The organism is Ramlibacter sp. (genome assembly GCF_036383835.1).
Lineage (GTDB): Bacteria > Pseudomonadota > Gammaproteobacteria > Burkholderiales > Burkholderiaceae_C > Ramlibacter.
The window spans coordinates 37,701-55,842 of record NZ_DASVNN010000117.1; the positions used below are offsets into that span (position 1 = coordinate 37,701).

Consider the following 18,142-nt stretch of genomic DNA (forward strand, 5'->3'; position numbering starts at 1 on the left):
TGGCCTCAATGCGGCGAGGCCTCGCGCTGCTGCGCGTCCTCGATCTCCTTCTCCAGCGCCTGCCGGCCTTCGTCCAGCACGTCGTCCGCCTGCGCTTCGAGACGGCCGTCGGGCGTGAGCTGGTTCACCATCTCCGGCATCACCTCGGCGAAGGCCTGGCGCACTTCCTCCTCGGGCACGCCGAGGCGTTGCGCCATCTCCTGCAAATCCTGCTGGCCGACCACCTGTTCCACCGCACGCTCGTCGAGCGGCTGGTTGTCGCCGGTGGAGACCCAGGACTGCATCTGCGAGCCATAACCCTTCTGGCGGAAGCGGTCCAGCACGGCGCCCATGCCGCCGTTGCGCTGCACCCAGCGCATCGCCATCGGCAGCAGCATCAGCATGAGCGCGGTGCGGTTCGAGCCCATGCCGCGACCGGCCGGGACCCCCGCGGGACCGCGGCGTCCGCCGAGCATGCCGCCCAGCACCGCGCCGCCGAGGGCGCCACCGAGGCCGCCCATGCCGCTGCCCATGCCACCCGTGCGCATGCCGCGCCGCCCCATTGCCTGGCCGAAGAGGCCGCCGAGCACCTGCCCGAGCATCGGATTCATCATCGAAAGCTCCTATGTTTCCTTGGATGCCTTCGAGCCTACGGATGCAGCGCGGCCGCGGTGTAGGCGGCGGTCGCCGCTTGCCCGCGCTAGGAGGCGGACAGCACCCGCAACAGCCAGTCGTTGAGCTGCGTCACTTCCAGCGGATGCACGCCGTGGCCGATCAGGTACTCGTGCCATTCGACCGGATAGCCCAGCGCAAGCAGCGCATCGCGCGAGGCTTCCGCGCGATCGAAGCTCACCACTTCGTCGTGGGTGCCGTGCGCCAGGAAGATCGGCGTCTGCCGGTTCGCTTCGCTGCGTTCCGCGGCCGTGGTGTGCGCGATCGGCAGGTAGCCCGACAGGCCGCAGATGCCGGCCAGGCGCTGCGGATGCCGCAGGCCGGCGAGCAGCGACATGGCGCAGCCTTGCGAGAAGCCGGCCAGCACGATGCGGTGCGCGGGGATGCCGCGCTCCTGTTCGCGCGCGAGGACCGCCTCCACCAGCGCCTGCGAACGTCGCAGCCCGGCCTCGTCCTGCGGCGCATCGGCGTCGAAGGACACGACGTCGTACCAGGCCCGCATGCGATAGCCGCCGTTGATGGTGATGGGCATCTCCGGGGCGTGCGGGAAGAGGAAGCGCACCGGGCCCACGGCGTCGAGGTCCAGCTCCTCCGCGATCGGCACGAAATCGTTGCCATCGGCCCCGAGGCCGTGGAGGATGATGATGCTCGCGGTGGGGTTGTCGCCCGATTCCGCCTCGATCATGTCCAGCATTGCGATGTTCTCCTTCTGGGATGGCCGAGCATAGCCTGAGGCGGGAGGCAAGCCGTGTCCGACAGGGCAATCGAAGGCGTCCGACTTGCGGGGCAACCCGGCCGTCGTCACAGTGGTGGGAACGAGGAAAGGAAACCGCATGAAAGTGCAAGTCAACACCAGCAACGACATCGACAACAAGGACGCCCTGGAACGCTGGGCCGGCGACTACCTCAACGAGCACCTCGGGCGCTTCGAGCAGGACCTCACCAGCATCGAAGTGCAATTGACCGACGAAAACCATGCGGCCAAGGGCGGCGGCATCGACAAGCGCTGCATGATGGAAGCGCGCGTCGCGGGCCGCGACCCCATCGCCGTGACCAACTACGGCGCCGACCAGAACCTCGCCTTCCGTGGCGCGGCCGACAAGCTGGCCAAGGCGCTGGAGCACGCCTTCGGCAAGCTGGACCGGCGCGAGCACCGCGCCCGCGACACCATCCGCCGCGACCCCGAGGTCATCGACCTGGTGCCGCCGCAGGCCTGATCCTTTCGATCCGCCATCGGGCGTGGCATGCCGCGGTCGCGGTGCCACGCACGATCGGCCGCCAGCTCCTGTGCCGGCGCGAGGAAGGCTCCGCCGCCCGGCCATGGCCGGGTGCAGACACTGCCCGCAACACTTGTGCCAACGTGTTTCGTTTAGGTGGAGCGCGGCTCCATGCCCTCTGCGCGCGTGCGTAAATGTCGCTCCGCTTTCGGCGCTCCTGCCGGGTGCGGAACCACAATCAAGGAGCGATCCATGAACCTCGCATTCAAGAAAACGACCTGTCGCGCGTTGGTGGCCTCCCTCCTCGCGCTGTCATTCCAGACCGCGCAGGCCGGGTTGATCGGTGCAGACCAGGCAGCCGCGGGAACCGTGTCGCCGGAGCGCAGCCTCGTGCTCGGCTCGCTGGACCGTGCGGAAGTGATCACGCAACTGCAGGCGGCAGGCGTCGATCCCGCCGCGGCGCGCGAACGTGTGAAGGCAATGTCCGAGCAGGAAGTCCAGGCGCTGGCGCAGGACATCCAGACCGCTCCAGCGGGCGGCATCAGCACCTGGGGCTGGGTCGCGATCGTGGTGGTCGCGGCGCTGATCTGGTACTACGTGATCCGCAGGTAAGCACGGGATGCCGGCGTCCCCCACGACTCCGCACCTCGCACGGCGGCTCCTGCTCGGAGCCGCCGTGCTGCTGCTGGCGGGTTGCAGTTCGCTGATCCCGCAGACGGTCGGCCTGCGCGACGCGTGGCCGGCCGGCGTACCGCGCGCGGCCGAGCTCACCCAGGTGCCCTTCTATCCCGACGACCAGTACCAGTGCGGGCCCGCCGCGCTCGCGACGGCGATGACATTCAGCGGCCGGAACATGACGCCCGCATCGCTCGTCAACGACGTGTGGCTGCCGTCGCGCCGCGGCAGCCTGCAGCTGGAGATGCTCGCCACGCCGCGCCGCCATGGCCGCGTGAGCTACCGGCTAGAGCCCAGCTACGCCGACCTGCTGCGCGAAGTGGCGGCGGGCAATCCGGTGATCGTGCTGCAGGACGTCGGGCCGATGTTCGCGCAATGGCACTACGCCGTCGTCAACGGCTACGACTACGAGACCGGGACCATCCTGCTGCGCTCGGGACTGGAGCGGCGGCAGGAGACGTCGTTCACCGCCTTCGAGCGCACCTGGATCCAGGGCGGCTACTGGGCGATGGTCGTCACACCGCCCGACCGCATCCCGGCCAGCGCCACCGAAAAGCGCTGGCTCGAGGCGCTGCTGGGCCTGGCGCGCGGCGGCGACAAGGACGCGACGGTGCAGGGGTATGCGGCGGCGCTCAAGCGCTGGCCCGACAGCCTGCCCGCGGCGGTGGGCCTCGCGAACCACCTGCACGAGCGCGGCTCGCTGGAGGAGGCTGCGAACGTGCTGCGCACGGCGCTGCAGAAGAATCCGGAATCGGTGATCGTCCTCAACAATCTCGCGCAGACGCTGTCGGACCAGGGCCGCAACACGGAAGCGCTCGGGGTGATCCGCCGCGCCGGCGATCCGCAGAGTCCCTTCGCCGGCGAAGTGCGGACCACGCGCCAGCTGATCGAGGAACGGCTGCGCAAGGGCGGCTAGGAGTTTTCAGGCTACTGCCCCAGCGCGCGCGCCACGCGGGTGACGAACCCCGGCGCGCGCGCCGGATCGAGCCAGCGCACCACCACCACCGCCTCGTGCGCCGGATCCATCCACACGTAGTTGCCGCCGGCGCCGATCATGAACCAGCTGTCGCGCGGCGCATCCGCGAACAAGGTGCCGGCGCGGTTCAGCCATACGAGCCAGCCGTAGAACGGCGCGATCGCGCAGGGCTGCTGCATGCGCGCGATCCAGGACGCGGGCAGCAGTTGCCGTCCCGCGTGGCGGCCGCCGTCGAGCAGCAGTTGCGCGATGCGCGCCTGGTCGCGCGTGCTGACGCTGACGCCGCCGCCCCAGTGCGTGCCGCCCGGCACCGACTGCATGCGCGCGCCGTCGATCTCGACCCACGCATCGTCGTAGCCCTCCCAGCGGAAGTCCGCGCCGCCGCCGAGCGGCCGCAGCACGTCCTCCATGAACACCTCGGGCAAGGGGCGGCGGAACAGGTGCAGCAGGGCCAGCGACAGCTGGTTGATGCGCACGTCGTTGTATTCCCAGTAGCCGCCGGGCGCGAGCAGCGCGCGCTGCTCGCCCTTGCGGCCCTGCGCCGGCTTGGGATCGTGCGCCACGTGCCGGTGGTGCTCCACCTGGTCCGGCATGCCGAAGCAGCTGCCCTGCCACTCGCCGGTCTGCTCCAGCATGTGGGCCCAGGTGATCGCGCGGTTGTGCGCGTCGTCGAAGCCGATGCCCGGCAGGCGCGAGGCGATCGTCTCATTGGGATCGGGCAGCAGCCCGCGCGCATGCGCCACGGCCGCGAGCAGCGCGAGGTAGGTCTTGGCCACGCTGAAGGTCTGGTCGGCCCGCTCCGGGTCGCCCCAGCTCGCGACTTCCTCGCCGCGCACGCGGATCACGCCGGACACGCCGCCGCGCGGATGCACCGGCCCGCGCAGGCAGTTGAACGGCGAGGGATCCGCGTGGTGCACGCCCCAGTGCGCCAGGTCGGCCTGCGGGTCCCGGGTCCAGGGTACCTCGTGGGACTGGGCGTAGGAGATGGCGTCGTGGAAGTCGTTCATGCGGCAAGGATACGACGCCCGCGCCCGCGGCCGTTCCGGCGCGCCGGCCGGTCTGATAGCCTGCGCGGATGGAGTTGCAGACCTTCCACAATCACGGCCCGGCCGCTCCTTCCGCAACCGTGGTGCTGCTGCGGGATCGCGCGGGCGAGCTGGAGGTGTTCCTGCTGCGCCGCCACGCGCAATCGGACGTGCTGGCCGGAGCCTACGTGTTTCCCGGCGGCAAGCTGGATCGCGAGGATGCCGACTGGGCGGACCGCCTCGACGCCACGCCGGCGCAACTGCATGCGCGGCTCGGCGAACCGGAGCTGCAGGCGGAAGAAGCCGCCGCCCTGTTCGTCGCCGCGATCCGGGAGGTGTTCGAGGAAACCGGCGTGCTGTTCGCCGACCTGCCGCCGGCGCAGGCCCGGTCGCTGTGGTCGGCGCTGCGCGAAGGCCCGCGTTTCGATGAAGTGCTGGCTCCGCTGGCACCCACGCTCGCCGCGAGCGCGTTGCTGCCCTGGTCGCGGTGGATCACGCCCACGATCAGCAGCGTGGTGCGCAGGCGCTTCGACACGCGCTTCTTCGTCGCGGCGGTGCCCGAAGGCCAGGAGCCGGCGCACGACGAGCACGAGGCGACCGAAAGCCTGTGGCTGCCGCCGCGCACCGCGCTGCGCCGGTACTGGGACGGCGCCATCGAGCTCGCGCCGCCGCAGATCATGAGCCTGGCGCACCTGGCGCGGCATCGCAGCGTGGAGGAGGCGGTCGCCGCGGCGCGCGCGCGCAAGCCGCCGTGCATCCGCCCGCAACCCAGCGACGTCGACGGCGTGCGGGTGCTGTGCTATCCCGGCGATCCCTGGCACCCGGAACGCGAGCAGGTGCTGCCGGGACCCACGCGCCTGTCCTGGCGCAACAAGCGCTTCGAGCCCGAAGGCGGGCTCGCGATGCTCCTGGGCGACTAGCACCCGGACCCGGCTTCCCACAGGCCGGGCCAAAGCCTGCCTACAGCGGCTTGCGCGGCAGGCCTGCGAATCGTCCGCGGGCCGCGCACTCCAATCCATCAAAGCCAGCCGGTTCCGCGCTACGACGACAGGTATCGGACTCTCCGCTCCCGCAGGCGATCAGCGAGAACATTGTCCAGTGGACCGCTGGCTTTCCCTTGCGGAACCCTCCCCGCGACTTATTCCATGGCCGGGCGGCCGCCGTGAAGCCACCGGCAGCAGCGGGATGCAGGCTCCCACGCGGTGCACCGCCGTTGGCCTACAGGGCTTAATGCGCACCAAACCTAGTCTGGAGCCCTGCCACAAGCACACCCGGAGAACCTCGATGAGCCCGCTGATGATGCGCTTCTTCACCCTCGTTGGCATCGCCCTTGCGGCCGCCAGCATGCAGATGAAGGCGCGCGCCGAGACGCTGGCGGTACCCGAAGCCCGGCAGGTGCAGGCGGCCGACTGCCAGACAAACTGAGGACACGACACGTGCAGTACCCCACCCTGATCCGGACGCGCCGCCGCGGGCTGCGCAGCCCTGCCGTCACCTGGTCGCTGGTCTTCAGCGCCGTGTTGATGGGCGGCGTGATCCTGTCCGAACCGCCGCAGGCCGCAGCGCCCCGCCACGTGCCGACGCAGATGGTGCAGCAGGTGGTGCAGCAGCAGCTCGCCGCGCTCGCCAAGCAGGACGCCAACAGCGCCTTCGCCCTGGCCGACCCCGAGCTGCGCACGCAGTTCGGCAATGCGGAAACCTTCCTGGCGACCGTGAAGGAGCAGTACCCGATGCTGATGCAGGCCTCGAGCATGCTGTTCCTGAAGCCGGAAACCGACGGCACGATCGCCGTGCAGAAGGTGCGCATCAGCGACGATGGCGGCTCGGCTTGGTCGCTGACCTACCTGCTCAATCGCCAGCAGGACAATCAGTGGCGCATCAGCGGCTGCGTGGTCACGCCCGAGGGCCGGCAGATCCTCACCTGAGGCATGAAGGAGGCCCGCCGCAGCGGGCCTGTCTCCCGGAGGCCGCCGCGGGCGGCCTTCTTCTTTCGCATTCAGCCGCGATCGGCCTTCACCTTGCGCGTGGCCTTCTTCGCGCCGGATTTGCTGCTGGCGACCTTCTTCGTCCCTTCGGTCGTGTTCGCGGCGGTGGCGCCGGAGCTCATGGAACCCGGGGAGGCGGCGTTGCCGGTGCCCGTGCCCGCGGCAGTCGAGCCCGCCGCCGGGCCTGCCGTGGACCCCGGCGCGGCGGTGCCACCGCCACCGGGCGTGCCGCTCTGTCCCATCGGCGTGTTCTGCGTGCTGCGCTGGCCCGCGCCCGTGGCGGGATCGGCGGCCGGACGCGGCGGCGTGCCCTGGGCGAACGCGATGCCGAACGCGGCGGCGGCCGCAGTGGCGGCGAGGATCTTGGGCAGGGACATGGTCGGGAGCTCCTTGGTTCGGTTGGTATGTCACCGGCTGTATCGCCGGCCCCCCAAGATAAGAAGCGGCCCATGCGGCCATGTCAGTGCGGCCCGCGCCGCGCTGTAGTCACGCGCGCCGAGGCATTCCCGCAGGCTTCAGGGCGGCTCGAAGACCGCCTGCAGCGGTCCCGGTCTCGTATAAAGGCTGGGCTATCGAGCGACGGCGGGCTTCGTCGCCGCGGCCTGCAGCGCGACGCGTTGCACCTTTTCGCGCTGCTCCGCCTGTGCCGCCGCCCACTGGATCGGGTCGGTCACGTCGAAGGCGCCGAACACCTGCTGCGGCGTCTTCTTCTCCGGCAGCACGTAGACGACCGCGCCTTCCTTCTTCACGGTGGGCGACAGCACGTTCTCGTAGAAGCTCACCGGCAGGTTGATGCAGCCGAAGGAGATGCGGTTGTCGTCGGTGGTGAGCGAGGCGAGCCGCTCCAGGCGCTGCTCGCTGGCATGCAGCGGACGGATGCGGTGCATGGACACGGCGGCGTCGTAATCGACCCAGACCACGTCCTCGTTGCCGGAGTTGAGGCCCATCTCCGCGACGAAGCGGCCCGCGGGCGTGGTCTTCTCGTAGGGCTTGATCTCGCTCAGGGGCTTGTCGCCGATGCCGGGATACGAATCGTCGCCCTGCGCCGATCCGAGCAGCGCCGGGGCGCTGTCCCTCAGCTTGCCGTCGGGAGCGAACACGTAGACCCGCGCGTCCTTCTTGTCGACGATCACGAAGCCGCGGTTCTTGTTGTTGCGGGTGTGCGCGACCCAGTTGGCCACGAGGCGCGCGTCGGGCGAGGGATCCTCGCCGCGGAAATCGGCGAGCTGCGTGCCGGGGGCGGGAGGCGCCGCGCGGGGCGCGTGCGGCAGGGGCTGCGTCGGCGCGCTGGCCACCGGCGGCTGCGCCTGCGGCGGCGACTTCGGCGCCTTGAACACCTGCAGCCCCGGGACCAGGACGAACAGGACGAGTGCGCCTGCCAGCGCACCTTTCTTCACCCAATCGAGGAACTCGGAGGGTCCGGCCTCGTTGCGGCCACGGCGGTCGGTACGGGGTTTCTGCATGTTGCTTCTCGCTCGGAGGAAGCCCAGCTTAGGGAGGGAAGCGGGACTGCTGCGTGCGCCGATCCATGCACCCCGTGTAGGAGCGCGACCTCAGGGATCCTCAGTTCGGATCGGAGGGGGCGTCCTGCCCCCAGCGTTCGATCTGCAGCGACGGGTCCGCGCACTCGCATCCGAGCGCGTAGTCGGCATCGTCGAAGGCCGGAGTGGCATCGAGCACCACCGGCATGGCGGTGGCGGTGGACGTGGACGGCTGCAGTTCCGGCATGACGACTCTCCCTCGTGTGTCGAAGAGCCATTGTTGGGTCAGAAGCGCAGCGCGTTTATCCGCGCAACTCTCTTCGCGCCGTAGGAGTTGGCCTACGCGCGCTCAGGGTTTACGCGGGGAGCGCGGACTTGCCGCGCATCTTGCGCACCAGCGCGTAGATGGCGACAAGGATGCCGCCGGCGACGAGTCCCACGACGGCATCGGCCAGCATCGCCACCGGCGTGTGCCAGGCGCCCGCATCCTCGGTGAAGCCTTCGATCCAGTGGTGCAGCGCCGGGATGCCGTGCTCCAGGATGCTGCCGCCCACCAGGAACATGGCGGCGGTGCCGGCGACCGACAGCGCCTTCATCAGCCACGGCGCGGTGCGCAGGATCGCGCGGCCGATCGCCTGCGCGGCGGCCGAGGCGCGCCGCGTCAGGTGCAGGCCGAAGTCATCGAGCTTGACGATGCCGGCGACCAGGCCGTACACGCCCACGGTCATCAGCAGCGCGATGCCGGCCAGCACGGCCACGCGGGTGACGAAGTCCTCGTTCGCCACGGTGCCCAGCGCGATCACGATGATCTCGGCCGACAGGATGAAGTCGGTGCGCACGGCGCCCTTGATCTTGGCCTTCTCGTGCTCCTGCATGTCGACCTGCGGGTTGGCCACCGCCTCCACCAGGTCCTTGTGGTGGGCCTGGTCCTCCAGGCGGCTGTGCAGCAGGCGGTGCGCCAGCTTCTCGGCGCCCTCGAAACAGAGGAAGGCGCCGCCCAGCATCAGCAGCGGCGTCACGGCCCAGGGAGCGATCGCGCTGATCGCGAGCGCTGCCGGCACCAGGATCGCCTTGTTGAGGAGCGAGCCCTTGGCGACCGCCCATACGACGGGGAGTTCGCGCTCGGCCTTCACGCCCGTGACCTGCTGCGCGTTCAGCGCGAGATCGTCGCCGAGCACGCCCGCGGTCTTCTTGGCCGCCACCTTCGTGAGCACGGAGACGTCGTCCAGGATGGACGCGATGTCGTCGATGAGGGCGAGCAGGCTGGAGAGGGCCATGGAGGTGCGGTCGTGGTGAAGGCCGCTGATTATGATCAGGCGATGTCCATGCCGGGGCCCGACGGGCCGTACCAAGCGCGCCTGCTGCCCTCGGGCCGCACCTTCGAAACCGATGCGTGGAACACGCTGCTCGACGCTGCGGCGATGGCGGGCATCGTGCTGCCCAGCTCCTGCCGCAACGGAACCTGCCGCACCTGCCTGAGGCCGCTTTACGAGGGATCGGTGCGCTACCGCATCGAATGGCCGGGGCTGCTGCCGGAGGAACGCGCGGGCGGCTGGGTGCTGCCCTGCGTGGCGTATCCGCAGTCGGACGTGGTCCTGGGCGATTGAGGACGCGCGGCCAGGGCGCGCCGCACCGCGTCAGTAGTTGCCGGTGCGATAGGGGCTGCGCGGCACGTACTTGTGCTCGCCGTCCGGGATCGGCTCGGCCTTGGGATCGGGCCGGGGCTGCGTCGCATTGGTGCCCTCGTCTCCCGGGGGCGGCTGGCGCCGGCTGCGCGGCGCTTCCGCCTGCGGCTTCGGCCGGCTCGAACGTCGGTAGAGGTTCATGGGGCCACCTTAGGAGGCGCAACTCGTGCACGTTGTAGGACGCCGGCCATGTCCATGTCCGCAACGCACCGACGGCAGGGGGCACCGGCGAGAACAATGGCATAGTCCCGGCCCATGCGTGGCCTGCTTCTTTTGCTCCTGCTTTCGTTCGGCGCCGCCGCGGCGCCCGCGGCCCCGATCGTGTTCCACGACACCATGGCCCAGCGCACGCTGGCCTGCACCAGCTGCCACGGCAGCGAAGGCCGCGCCGGTCCGGACGGCTACTACCCGCGCATCGCCGGCAAGCCGGCCGGCTACCTGTACAACCAGCTGCTCAACTTCCGCGAAGGCCGCAGGCACTACGGGCTGATGGCCGGCCTGCTCGACACGCTGTCGGATGCCTATCTCTACGACATCGCGCAGCACTTCGCCAACCTCGACCTGCCCTATCCGCAACCGGCGCGCGCGACGCTGCCGCCCGAGACGCTGGAGCGCGGACGCGCGCTCGCGCTGCACGGCGACCCGGACCAGCGGATCCCGGCCTGCGCGACCTGCCATGGCAAGGCGCTCACCGGCGTCGCGCCCGGCTTCCCCGGCCTGCTCGGGCTGCCGCGCGATTACCTCAATGCGCAGCTCGGTGCCTGGCGCACCGGCCAGCGCCGCGCGCTCGCGCCCGACTGCATGGCCGACATCGCGCGGCGCCTCCCGCCCGAGGACCTGTCGGCCGTGACGGCCTTCCTCGCGGCGGAGCCCTTGCCGAAGAACCCGAAGCCGGTCGGCGCCGAGGCCCCCGCGCCGGTGAAGCGCAAGGGCCGGCGCGCCCAGCCGCCGCCGGCGCCGGAGCCGCCGCCGATGCGCTGCGGTGCGGCGCTGCCTCCCGTGGCGGAGGCGGCGCGATGAAACGCGTGCTGTGGATCCTGCTCGCCCTGCTGCTCGTGTTCGCGGGACTGGTGTGGATGTTCAACTTCTGGGGTGGCACGCGGGTGCACGATGCGCCGCCGACGGCACCGCCCTCGCCCGAGCAGGTCGCCCGCGGCGCCTATCTCGCGCGGGCGGGCAACTGCATGTTGTGCCACACCGAGCGCGGCGGACTCGCCTATGCGGGCGGGCGTCCGGTCGAGACGCCGTTCGGCACCGTGTTCGCCAGCAACATCACGCCCGATGCGCAGAGCGGCATCGGCCGCTGGTCGGCGGGGCATTTCCGCCGCGCGCTGCACGAGGGCCGCTCGCGCGACGGCCGCCTGCTCTACCCGGTGTTCCCGTACACGCACACCACCAAGGTGAGCGGCGCCGACGCGGACGCCCTGTTCGACTACCTGCGCAGCCTGCCGCCCGTGTACAAGCCGAACCGGCAGCACCGCCTGCGCTGGCCCTACGACACGCAGGCCGCGCTGGGCGTGTGGCGCCTGCTCTACTTCCGGTCCGGCAAGTACGAGGAGGACCGCTCGCGCACGCCCGAATGGAACCGCGGCGCCTACCTGGTGCAGGGGCTGGGCCATTGCGGCGCCTGCCATTCGGCGCGCAATGCGCTCGGCGCCACCAGCGACGCGATGGACCTGTCGGGCGGGCTGATCCCGATGCAGAACTGGTACGCGCCTTCGCTCGCTTCGGCCAGCGAGGCCGGCGTGGCCGACTGGTCGGTGGACGACATCGCGCGGCTGCTCGCGACCGGCAGCTCGCCGCGCGGCACGGTGCTCGGGCCGATGGCGGAAGTGGTGCTGCACAGCACGCAGCACCTGGAGCCGGGCGACATCCGGGCGATGGCCGTGTACCTCAAGAGCCTGCCGCCGGTGCCGGCCGAGACCGATCCGCGCGAACTGCCCACGGCTTCGACGGCCGTGCTCGATCGCGGCGGCAAGGTCTACGAGCGGCACTGCGCGAGTTGCCACGGCGAGCAGGGCCAGGGCGTGCCCGGCGCCTATCCCCGCCTGGCCGGCAACCGGGCCGTGACCATGCCCGCGACCTCGAACCTGGTGCAGGTGGTGCTCCACGGCGGCTTCCCGCCGGCCACGCGCGGCAACCCGCGCCCCTTCGGCATGCCGCCCTTCGCCACGACGCTGTCGGATGCGGACGTTGCCGCCGTCATCACCTACATCCGCTCGTCGTGGAACAACCGCGCCGCGCCGGTCTCGGAGCTCGGCGTGGCGCAGCAGCGCAGCAGCATCCGCCAGTAGTCGTCACAATTCCGCCATGGCCTTGCGACGTGTCGACCTGCCCGAGGTGCCGGGCGAGCTGTGGCTCGGCGCCATGCCGGGCCGCTTCGAAAGCTGGAACAGCTTCCAGACCGAGGCCGACCGCGCGCGCCTGGCCGTGGTCGTGTGCCTCACGCCGCGGCTGGAACTGCGGGAGCTCTCGCCCGAGTACCACGCTGCCGTGGTGCGCGGACGGCTGCCCTTCCGCTGGCTGCACGTGCCCATGAAGAACTTCGGCCTGCCCGAAGACCCGGCCGGCTTTCGCCGCGACATCCAGGCGATCGCCGACGGGATCCGCGCGGGCGATGCGGTGTTCCTGCATTGCGCGGCGGGGATGGGCCGCACCGGCACCGCGGCGGCCTGCGTGCTGAAGGCGCTCGGGCTGGAATCGGAAGAGGCGCTGCATCGGGTGCGGCTTGCGGGATCGAATCCGCAGAATGCGGAGCAGTCGGGAATCGTCGAATGGTTCTGAATTTCGTCATCCCCGCGCAGGCGGGGATCCAGGGCGTCGGGAGCCCTGGATTCCCGCCTCCGCGGGAATGACAACGGGATCACTTCGCGAACGGGTTCGCGAACACGAACATCATCGCCACGCCCACGCCGATCAGGAAGTTGGCGTCGATCAGTCCCGCGAGCAGGAACATCTTGGTCTGCAGCGGTTCCATCATCTCCGGCTGCCGCACGGCGCCGTCGATGAAGCGGCCTCCCATGGTGCCGATGCCCAGGCAGGCGCCGATGGCGCCCAGTCCGATGATGAGGCCGCACGCGACGGCGATGAGACCGGTGTCCGACATGATCCGCTCCATTCGTTGTTGAACCTGCACGAATGATGCGCGCCCGACGTCATGCGGGCCATGACGCGGGAGGTAATGGCTCGATGCGCTGGTGCGCCACCGCGGCGAGGTCGCCGGCGCCGACGCGATCCGGCGCGAGCTCGTGCAGCGGCAGCAGGACGAACGCGCGTTCGCGCCAGCGCGGATGCGGCACGGTGAGCGCGGCACTGGCGATGCGCGCATCGCCGAACAGCAGCAGGTCGAGGTCCAGCGTGCGCGGCGCGTTGCGGTAGGGCCGCTCGCGGCCGGCCGCCTGCTCGATCGCCTGCAGGCCCGCCAGCAGGCCGGGCGCGTCCAGCCGCGTGTCGACCTGCGCCACGGCATTGAAGTAATCCGGCCCGCCGGCGTCGACCGGCGCGCTGCGGTAGACGCGCGAGCTGCGCACCAGCCGCGTGCCGGGCAGGCGGTCCAGCGCCTGCAGGGCCTCGCGCAGCGCGCGCAGCGGATCGCCCAGGTTGGCGCCCAGCCCGATGAAGGCGGTCACCGGGTCCCGCATGGCGCGCTACTCCGCGCCGTCGCCCGACGGCGCCTGCGCGTCCGCGCCACCGCCGGCGCCCTGCCCCGGCTTGCGGCGGCGGCGCCGGCGCTTGCGCGGCGCATCGGAAGCGGCGCCCTCGGCCGGCGCGCTCTCGGGCGCGGACTCGCGCTCGCCGCGCTCCGGCTCGCGCTCGCCTTCCGGCGCCGCCTTGGGCACGCGCCGCACCTTGCGCTGCTGCTTTTGGTGCTCGTCGCGCAGCTGCGCCACGAGGTCCTCGCGGACCAGGTCGCTGGCCTGGCTGAATTCCTGCCACCAGTCGGCCAGCACCACGTCGACCTCGCCGATGTCGGCGCGCAGCCGCATGAAGTCGAAGGCGGCGCGGAAACGCGGCTGCTCCACCAGGCTGAAGGGCGTGGTCCCGGTGCGCTTCTCGAAGCGCGGCTGCATCATCCAGATCTCGCGCATGTCGGCGCCGAGCTTGCCGCGGCCGGAGATGTCGCCGATGCGGGCGTCGAACACCTCGTCGATCGCCTCCTGCAGCGCCGGGAAGGGATGCATCTTGCGGTGCATGCGCTGGGCCCAGCCATCGCGCACGTCGGACCACAGCACGGAGGCGAGCAGGAAGCTGGGCGCCACCGGCTTGTCCTCGCTCACCCGGCGGTCGGTGTCCTGCAGCGCGGCGCGCACGAACGGCTGTTCGGCCCGCTCGACGACCAGGTCCAGCAGCGGATAGATGCCGGTGGCCATGTTGAGCGTCTTGAGCTGCTCGATCGTCGCCAGCGAATGCCCGGTCTGCAGCAGCTTGAGCATCTCGTCGAACAGGCGGCTTTGCGGCACCTCGTCGAGCAGCGGCAGGCTGGGCAGCAGCGGCGACTTGGTCTTCGGATCGAACTTGAAGCCGAGCGCCGCCAGCTTGGCGGAGAAGCGCACCGCGCGGATCAGCCGCACCGGGTCCTCGCGGTAGCGCGTGGCGGGGTCGCCGATCATGCGCAGCACGCGCTTCTTCGCGTCGGTGATGCCGCCGTGGTAGTCGACCACGATCCGGCGCTCCGGGTCGTAGTACATCGCGTTGATCGTGAAGTCGCGCCGCGCGGCGTCCTCTTCCTGCGGACCCCACACGTTGTCGCGCAGCACGCGGCCGGAGGCGTCCACCGCGTGGTGCATGCCGGCCAGCTCGCTCTTGCTGGTGCGCTCGTTGCCGCTCACGGCTTCGGCGGCGGCGGCGTCGAGGTAGGCGCGGAACGTGGAGACCTCGATCACCTCGTGTTCGCGCCCGCGGCCGTACACCACGTGCACGATGCGGAAGCGCCGGCCGATGATGAACGCGCGGCGGAACAGGCCCTTGACCTGCTCCGGCGTGGCGTTGGTGGCGACGTCGAAATCCTTGGGCCGCAGGCCGAGCAGCAGGTCGCGCACCGCCCCGCCGACGATGTAGGCCTCGAAGCCGGCCTCCTTGAGCGTGTGCACCACGTTGAGGGCGCGCTCGTCGACCAGCGTGGGATCGATCGCGTGCTCCTGGGGCCCCACTTCCATGCGCTTGCCGAACTTCGGCTTGCGGCCGGTGGTGCCCGCGAGGAGCTTGTCGATGAACTTCTTGATCATTGTCTTGGGAAGAGGTCGAGTATGCGCCAGCCTCGCTCGAGTGCGAGCGTGCGCAGCCGCGCATCCGGGTTGGTCGCCACCGGGTGGTCCACACGCTCCAGCAGCGGGACGTCGTTGGTGGAGTCGGAGTAGAACATCGTTTCCACGTCGAGCCAGTCGAGGCCGCGCCGGGCGAGCCATTGGGTCACGCGCACCACCTTGCCCTCGCGCATGGAGGCGACGCCGGCGATGGCGCCGGTGATCCAGCCCGAGGCGTCGCGCTCGAGCTCGACCGAGATCAGCTCGGCCACGCCGAACACCTCGGCGATGGGCCGCGTGACGAGCTCGTTGGTGGCGGTGACGATCGCGACCAGGTCGCCCCGTTGCTGGTGCGAGCGCACCAGGTCCAGCGCGGCCGGCTTGAGGTTGGGCCGGATCCAGTCGCGCATGAAGCGCGCGTGGGCCTCGCGGTAGGCGGCTTCGCCGCGCACGCGCATGGCTTCGACGGCGAAGCGCACGTAGTCGTGCACATCGAGCGTGCCGGCCACGTAGTGCGCGTAGAACTCGTCGTTGCGGCGCTTGAATTCGACGGGGTCGGTCCAGCCGATCTGCTGCGTGAACTCGCCCCAGGAGTAGTCGGAGTCGATCGGCAGCAGGGTGTGATCGAGGTCGAACAGCGCGACTCTGGGTTTGGTCACTCGTTCTCCAGCATCGACTTGATCAGCGGAATGGTGATGGCGCGCTGCGTCTGCAGCGCGTACGCATCGAGATGTTCCAGCAGCTGCATCAGGCTGCCGAGGTCGCGCGAGAAGCGGTGCAGGATGAAGTCCATGACCTCGTCGCCGAGGAACACGCCGCGGGCATCGGCCGCCTGCCGCAGCACGGAGCGGCGCTCGGGTTCGCTCAGCACGTGCAGTTCGAAGATGTGGCCCCAGCCGAGGCGGGTGCGCAGGTCCTCGCGCAGCTTCAGGTCCGCCGGCGGCAGCAGGCCGGCCGCCAGCACGCCGCGCTGCAGCGCCTGGGACTGCACGAACCAGCTGAAGGCCGCGTGCTGCTGCACGGCGCTGTACGCCTGCACGTCGTCCATCACCACCACCGCCCAGCGCTCGTCGTAGGGCGGCGGCTCCGTCATCGAAGGATCGAGCCAGCCCACCGCCGCGCCCTGCTCGCGCAGGCTGCCGTGCACCGCCTGCAGCAGGTGGGTCTTGCCGCTGACCGAGGGACCCCAGAGATAGGTCGGCACCGGCGAACGGGTGGCATTGCCGGCCCACAGCTGCAGGTGCTTCCAGGCGGCCTCGTTGGGACCGGCGAGGAAGCTGGCGAGGCTGGGCGGCCGGGCGAGCCCGATGTCGAGCGGCAACTGCTTCATGTGTGGTGGTACAGCTTGCTGGCGAGATAGCCGGAGCGCGCGCGGCGGATCGCCACCAGCAGCACCGCGCTGGCAGGCAGCGCCACCAGCACGCCGACGAACCCGAACAGCTGCCCGAAGGCGAGCAGCGCGAAGATCACGGCCAGCGGATGCAGGCCGATGCGTTCGCCCACGAGGCGCGGGGTGAGGTAGAAACTCTCGAACACCTGCCCGGTGCCGTACACCACGCCCACCATCACCAGCGACTTGAGCGAGGCGAATTCCAGCAGGCCGGCGACCAGCGCCAGCGCCAGGCCCACGCCGTAGCCGACATAGGGCACGAACATCGCCATGCCGGTGAACACCCCGATCGGCACCGCGAGGTCGAGGCCGAACAGCGCCAGCCCCACGCTGTAGAACACCGCCATCGTCACCATCACCAGCAGCTGGCCGCGCAGGTACTGGCCCAGCACCTCGTCGGCCTCGTGGCTGAAGGAATCGACGCCCGGGCGCAGCCGGGGCGGCACCAGTTCCAGCACGCGGGCGACCACGTGCTTCCAGTCCAGGAGCAGGTAGAACAGCGCCACCGGGATCAGCACCGCGAAGCCGACCAGGGTGAGGAGGACGCTGCCTCCCAGCTTCAGCGAGGACCACAGCGAGCCGAATCCCTCGCCCCAGTTGTCGTTGAGGTAGTCGACCAGCAGCGCGCGCAGGCTGGCCAGGTCCAGCGACAGGTGGATGCCGTACTGCGCGAGCCAGGGCGACAGGTTGGCATCCAGCCGGTCGAACAGCAGCGGCAGCTGCTCGCGGATCAGCGGGATCTCCTTGACCAGCACCGGCACGACCAGCAGCACCAGGCAGAACAGCACCAGGATCAGCAGCAGTTCCACCACCACCACCGCCAGCACGCGGGGCACCCGGCCGCCCCACAGGTCGTCCAGCCGGTCGACCAGCGGCGTGAGCGCATAGGCCAGCACCGCCGCCACCAGGAAGGGCGTGAGCACCGGGCCCAGCGCCCAGAGCGCGAGCACGGCCAGGGCCGCGATCGCCGTCCAGGCCGCGGCCCGCTTCTGCGTGGGGGTGAATTGCATCCGGGGGAAACGGCCGGCCCTGGCGGGCCGGCAAGTAAAATCAACCGCAAATTCTATCGGCCGAGCGCCTCACGGTCCGGCCACGCACTCTCCATGAACCCTTCCCCCCTCTCGTACAAGGACGCCGGCGTCGACATCGACGCGGGCGACGCACTGGTCGAACGCATCAAGCCGCTGGCGAAAAAGACGCTGCGCGAAGGCGTGCTGGCCGGCATCGGCGGCTTCGGCGCCCTGTTCGAAGTCCCCAAGCGCTACAAGGAGCCGGTGCTGGTCAGCGGCACCGACGGCGTCGGCACCAAGCTGAAACTCGCCTTCGAGTGGAACATGCACGACACGGTCGGCATCGACCTGGTGGCCATGAGCGTCAACGACGTGCTGGTGCAGGGGGCGGAGCCGCTGTTCTTCCTGGACTACTTCGCCTGCGGCAAGCTCGACGTGGACACGGCCGCGGCCGTCGTCGGCGGCATCGCCCGCGGCTGCGAGCTCTCCGGCTGCGCCCTGATCGGCGGCGAGACGGCGGAGATGCCCGGCATGTATCCCGCCGGCGAATACGACCTCGCCGGCTTCGCGGTGGGCGCGGTGGAGAAGTCCAAGATCCTCACCGGCCGCAACGTGCAGGACGGCGACGTGGTGCTGGGCCTGGCTTCCAGCGGCGTGCATTCCAACGGCTATTCCCTGATCCGCAAGGTGCTGGAGGTAAGCGGTGTCGACCCGCAACAGGACCTCGCCGGCCGGCCGCTCATCGACCAGCTGCTGGAGCCGACGCGCATCTACGTGAAGTCCCTGCTGGCCCTGTTCGAGACG

At 70.5% G+C, this 18,142-nt stretch carries 25 protein-coding genes; 11 read left to right on the top strand and 14 right to left on the bottom strand.

Features of this window, described 5'->3' with window-relative positions; all coding sequences use genetic code 11:
- Positions 1-5: 5 nt before the first annotated feature.
- Both VF522_RS18490 and VF522_RS18495 read right to left on the bottom strand, forming a co-directional pair.
- Positions 6-593, bottom strand: a complete 588-nt coding sequence (locus VF522_RS18490; protein ID WP_330909778.1) for a YidB family protein — start codon at positions 591-593, stop codon at positions 6-8.
- A gap of 86 nt (positions 594-679) precedes the next feature.
- The gene (locus tag VF522_RS18495) at positions 680-1,345 is read right to left on the bottom strand and encodes an alpha/beta hydrolase (protein WP_330909779.1); all 666 of its coding nucleotides are present in this window, start codon (positions 1,343-1,345) and stop codon (positions 680-682) included.
- Between the two features lie 139 nt (positions 1,346-1,484).
- On the opposite strand from VF522_RS18495, the gene VF522_RS18500 reads away from it, so the two are divergent.
- The 3 genes from VF522_RS18500 to VF522_RS18510 all read left to right on the top strand — a co-directional run bounded on the left by VF522_RS18500 (position 1,485) and on the right by VF522_RS18510 (position 3,459).
- Complete coding sequence (locus tag VF522_RS18500; protein WP_330909780.1) at positions 1,485-1,868, top strand: HPF/RaiA family ribosome-associated protein; 384 nt, start codon at positions 1,485-1,487, stop codon at positions 1,866-1,868.
- 252 nt (positions 1,869-2,120) lie between these two features.
- Positions 2,121-2,480: a PA2779 family protein gene (locus VF522_RS18505; protein ID WP_330909781.1), complete on the top strand. Its 360-nt coding sequence runs from the start codon at positions 2,121-2,123 to the stop codon at positions 2,478-2,480.
- Positions 2,481-2,487: 7 nt separating this feature from the next.
- A complete protein-coding gene (locus VF522_RS18510; RefSeq protein ID WP_330909782.1) occupies positions 2,488-3,459 on the top strand; it encodes a PA2778 family cysteine peptidase in 972 nt (323 codons plus the stop codon).
- 11 nt (positions 3,460-3,470) lie between these two features.
- Here VF522_RS18510 and VF522_RS18515 read toward each other — a convergent pair whose 3' ends face one another.
- Entirely contained in the window at positions 3,471-4,526 is a 1,056-nt protein-coding gene (locus tag VF522_RS18515) for a serine hydrolase domain-containing protein (protein WP_330909783.1), read from the bottom strand.
- Positions 4,527-4,594: 68 nt separating this feature from the next.
- Here VF522_RS18515 and VF522_RS18520 point away from each other — a divergent pair, with 68 nt between their 5' ends.
- The 3 genes from VF522_RS18520 to VF522_RS18530 all read left to right on the top strand — a co-directional run bounded on the left by VF522_RS18520 (position 4,595) and on the right by VF522_RS18530 (position 6,469).
- On the top strand, positions 4,595-5,464 hold the full coding sequence (locus VF522_RS18520; protein WP_330909784.1) for an NUDIX hydrolase: 870 nt from the start codon (positions 4,595-4,597) through the stop codon (positions 5,462-5,464).
- A 364-nt stretch (positions 5,465-5,828) separates the two neighbouring features.
- Positions 5,829-5,969, top strand: coding sequence for a hypothetical protein (locus VF522_RS18525; protein ID WP_330909785.1), 141 nt, complete (start codon positions 5,829-5,831; stop codon positions 5,967-5,969).
- An 11-nt stretch (positions 5,970-5,980) separates the two neighbouring features.
- Complete coding sequence (locus tag VF522_RS18530; protein ID WP_330909786.1) at positions 5,981-6,469, top strand: DUF4864 domain-containing protein; 489 nt, start codon at positions 5,981-5,983, stop codon at positions 6,467-6,469.
- A 71-nt stretch (positions 6,470-6,540) separates the two neighbouring features.
- Here the strand turns inward: VF522_RS18530 and VF522_RS18535 are convergent, their stop codons facing one another.
- From VF522_RS18535 to VF522_RS18550, 4 genes are all read right to left on the bottom strand, one after another.
- Positions 6,541-6,906, bottom strand: coding sequence for a proteophosphoglycan ppg4 (locus VF522_RS18535; RefSeq protein WP_330909787.1), 366 nt, complete (start codon positions 6,904-6,906; stop codon positions 6,541-6,543).
- Positions 6,907-7,098: 192 nt separating this feature from the next.
- Positions 7,099-7,992: a hypothetical protein gene (locus tag VF522_RS18540; RefSeq protein WP_330909788.1), complete on the bottom strand. Its 894-nt coding sequence runs from the start codon at positions 7,990-7,992 to the stop codon at positions 7,099-7,101.
- Positions 7,993-8,092: 100 nt separating this feature from the next.
- Positions 8,093-8,257, bottom strand: coding sequence for a hypothetical protein (locus VF522_RS18545; RefSeq protein ID WP_330909789.1), 165 nt, complete (start codon positions 8,255-8,257; stop codon positions 8,093-8,095).
- Positions 8,258-8,366: 109 nt separating this feature from the next.
- Entirely contained in the window at positions 8,367-9,287 is a 921-nt protein-coding gene (locus tag VF522_RS18550) for a DUF808 domain-containing protein (RefSeq protein WP_330909790.1), read from the bottom strand.
- A gap of 48 nt (positions 9,288-9,335) precedes the next feature.
- Here VF522_RS18550 and VF522_RS18555 point away from each other — a divergent pair, with 48 nt between their 5' ends.
- Complete coding sequence (locus VF522_RS18555; protein WP_330909791.1) at positions 9,336-9,617, top strand: 2Fe-2S iron-sulfur cluster-binding protein; 282 nt, start codon at positions 9,336-9,338, stop codon at positions 9,615-9,617.
- 30 nt (positions 9,618-9,647) lie between these two features.
- Here the strand turns inward: VF522_RS18555 and VF522_RS18560 are convergent, their stop codons facing one another.
- Positions 9,648-9,836, bottom strand: a complete 189-nt coding sequence (locus VF522_RS18560; RefSeq protein ID WP_330909793.1) for a hypothetical protein — start codon at positions 9,834-9,836, stop codon at positions 9,648-9,650.
- Positions 9,837-9,950: 114 nt separating this feature from the next.
- Between VF522_RS18560 and VF522_RS18565 the strand changes: the two genes are divergently transcribed.
- From VF522_RS18565 to VF522_RS18575, 3 genes are read left to right on the top strand one after another with little or no spacing between them, the layout of a single operon-like run.
- Entirely contained in the window at positions 9,951-10,715 is a 765-nt protein-coding gene (locus VF522_RS18565) for a c-type cytochrome (protein ID WP_330909794.1), read from the top strand.
- Positions 10,712-11,989 carry a cytochrome c gene (locus tag VF522_RS18570; protein ID WP_330909795.1) on the top strand — a complete coding sequence of 426 codons (1,278 nt, stop codon included), beginning with the start codon at positions 10,712-10,714 and terminating at the stop codon, positions 11,987-11,989. Before VF522_RS18565 ends, VF522_RS18570 begins: the two co-directional genes overlap by 4 nt.
- Positions 11,990-12,005: 16 nt before the next feature.
- Entirely contained in the window at positions 12,006-12,479 is a 474-nt protein-coding gene (locus VF522_RS18575; RefSeq protein WP_330909796.1) for a protein-tyrosine phosphatase family protein, read from the top strand.
- A gap of 79 nt (positions 12,480-12,558) precedes the next feature.
- On the opposite strand, the gene atpE is transcribed toward VF522_RS18575, so the two are convergent.
- From atpE to VF522_RS18605, 6 genes are read right to left on the bottom strand one after another with little or no spacing between them, the layout of a single operon-like run.
- On the bottom strand, positions 12,559-12,801 hold the full coding sequence (gene atpE, locus VF522_RS18580) for a F0F1 ATP synthase subunit C (protein ID WP_187074787.1): 243 nt from the start codon (positions 12,799-12,801) through the stop codon (positions 12,559-12,561).
- A 49-nt stretch (positions 12,802-12,850) separates the two neighbouring features.
- Positions 12,851-13,336, bottom strand: coding sequence for a 2-amino-4-hydroxy-6-hydroxymethyldihydropteridine diphosphokinase (folK, locus tag VF522_RS18585; protein ID WP_330909798.1), 486 nt, complete (start codon positions 13,334-13,336; stop codon positions 12,851-12,853).
- Positions 13,337-13,342: 6 nt separating this feature from the next.
- Positions 13,343-14,920 carry a polynucleotide adenylyltransferase PcnB gene (gene pcnB, locus VF522_RS18590; protein WP_330909799.1) on the bottom strand — a complete coding sequence of 526 codons (1,578 nt, stop codon included), beginning with the start codon at positions 14,918-14,920 and terminating at the stop codon, positions 13,343-13,345.
- Entirely contained in the window at positions 14,917-15,597 is a 681-nt protein-coding gene (locus VF522_RS18595) for an HAD-IB family hydrolase (protein ID WP_330909800.1), read from the bottom strand. Before VF522_RS18595 ends, pcnB begins: the two co-directional genes overlap by 4 nt.
- Entirely contained in the window at positions 15,594-16,268 is a 675-nt protein-coding gene (gene hda, locus VF522_RS18600; protein ID WP_330909801.1) for a DnaA regulatory inactivator Hda, read from the bottom strand. Before hda ends, VF522_RS18595 begins: the two co-directional genes overlap by 4 nt.
- Positions 16,265-17,338 (bottom strand): AI-2E family transporter, encoded by a 1,074-nt coding sequence (locus VF522_RS18605; RefSeq protein WP_330909802.1) that lies wholly within the window; start codon positions 17,336-17,338, stop codon positions 16,265-16,267. The genes hda and VF522_RS18605 overlap by 4 nt, the downstream gene beginning before the upstream one ends.
- A 93-nt stretch (positions 17,339-17,431) precedes the next feature.
- On the opposite strand from VF522_RS18605, the gene purM reads away from it, so the two are divergent.
- The coding region (gene purM, locus VF522_RS18610; RefSeq protein WP_330909803.1) for a phosphoribosylformylglycinamidine cyclo-ligase at positions 17,432-18,142 on the top strand (711 nt) is incomplete at its 3' end.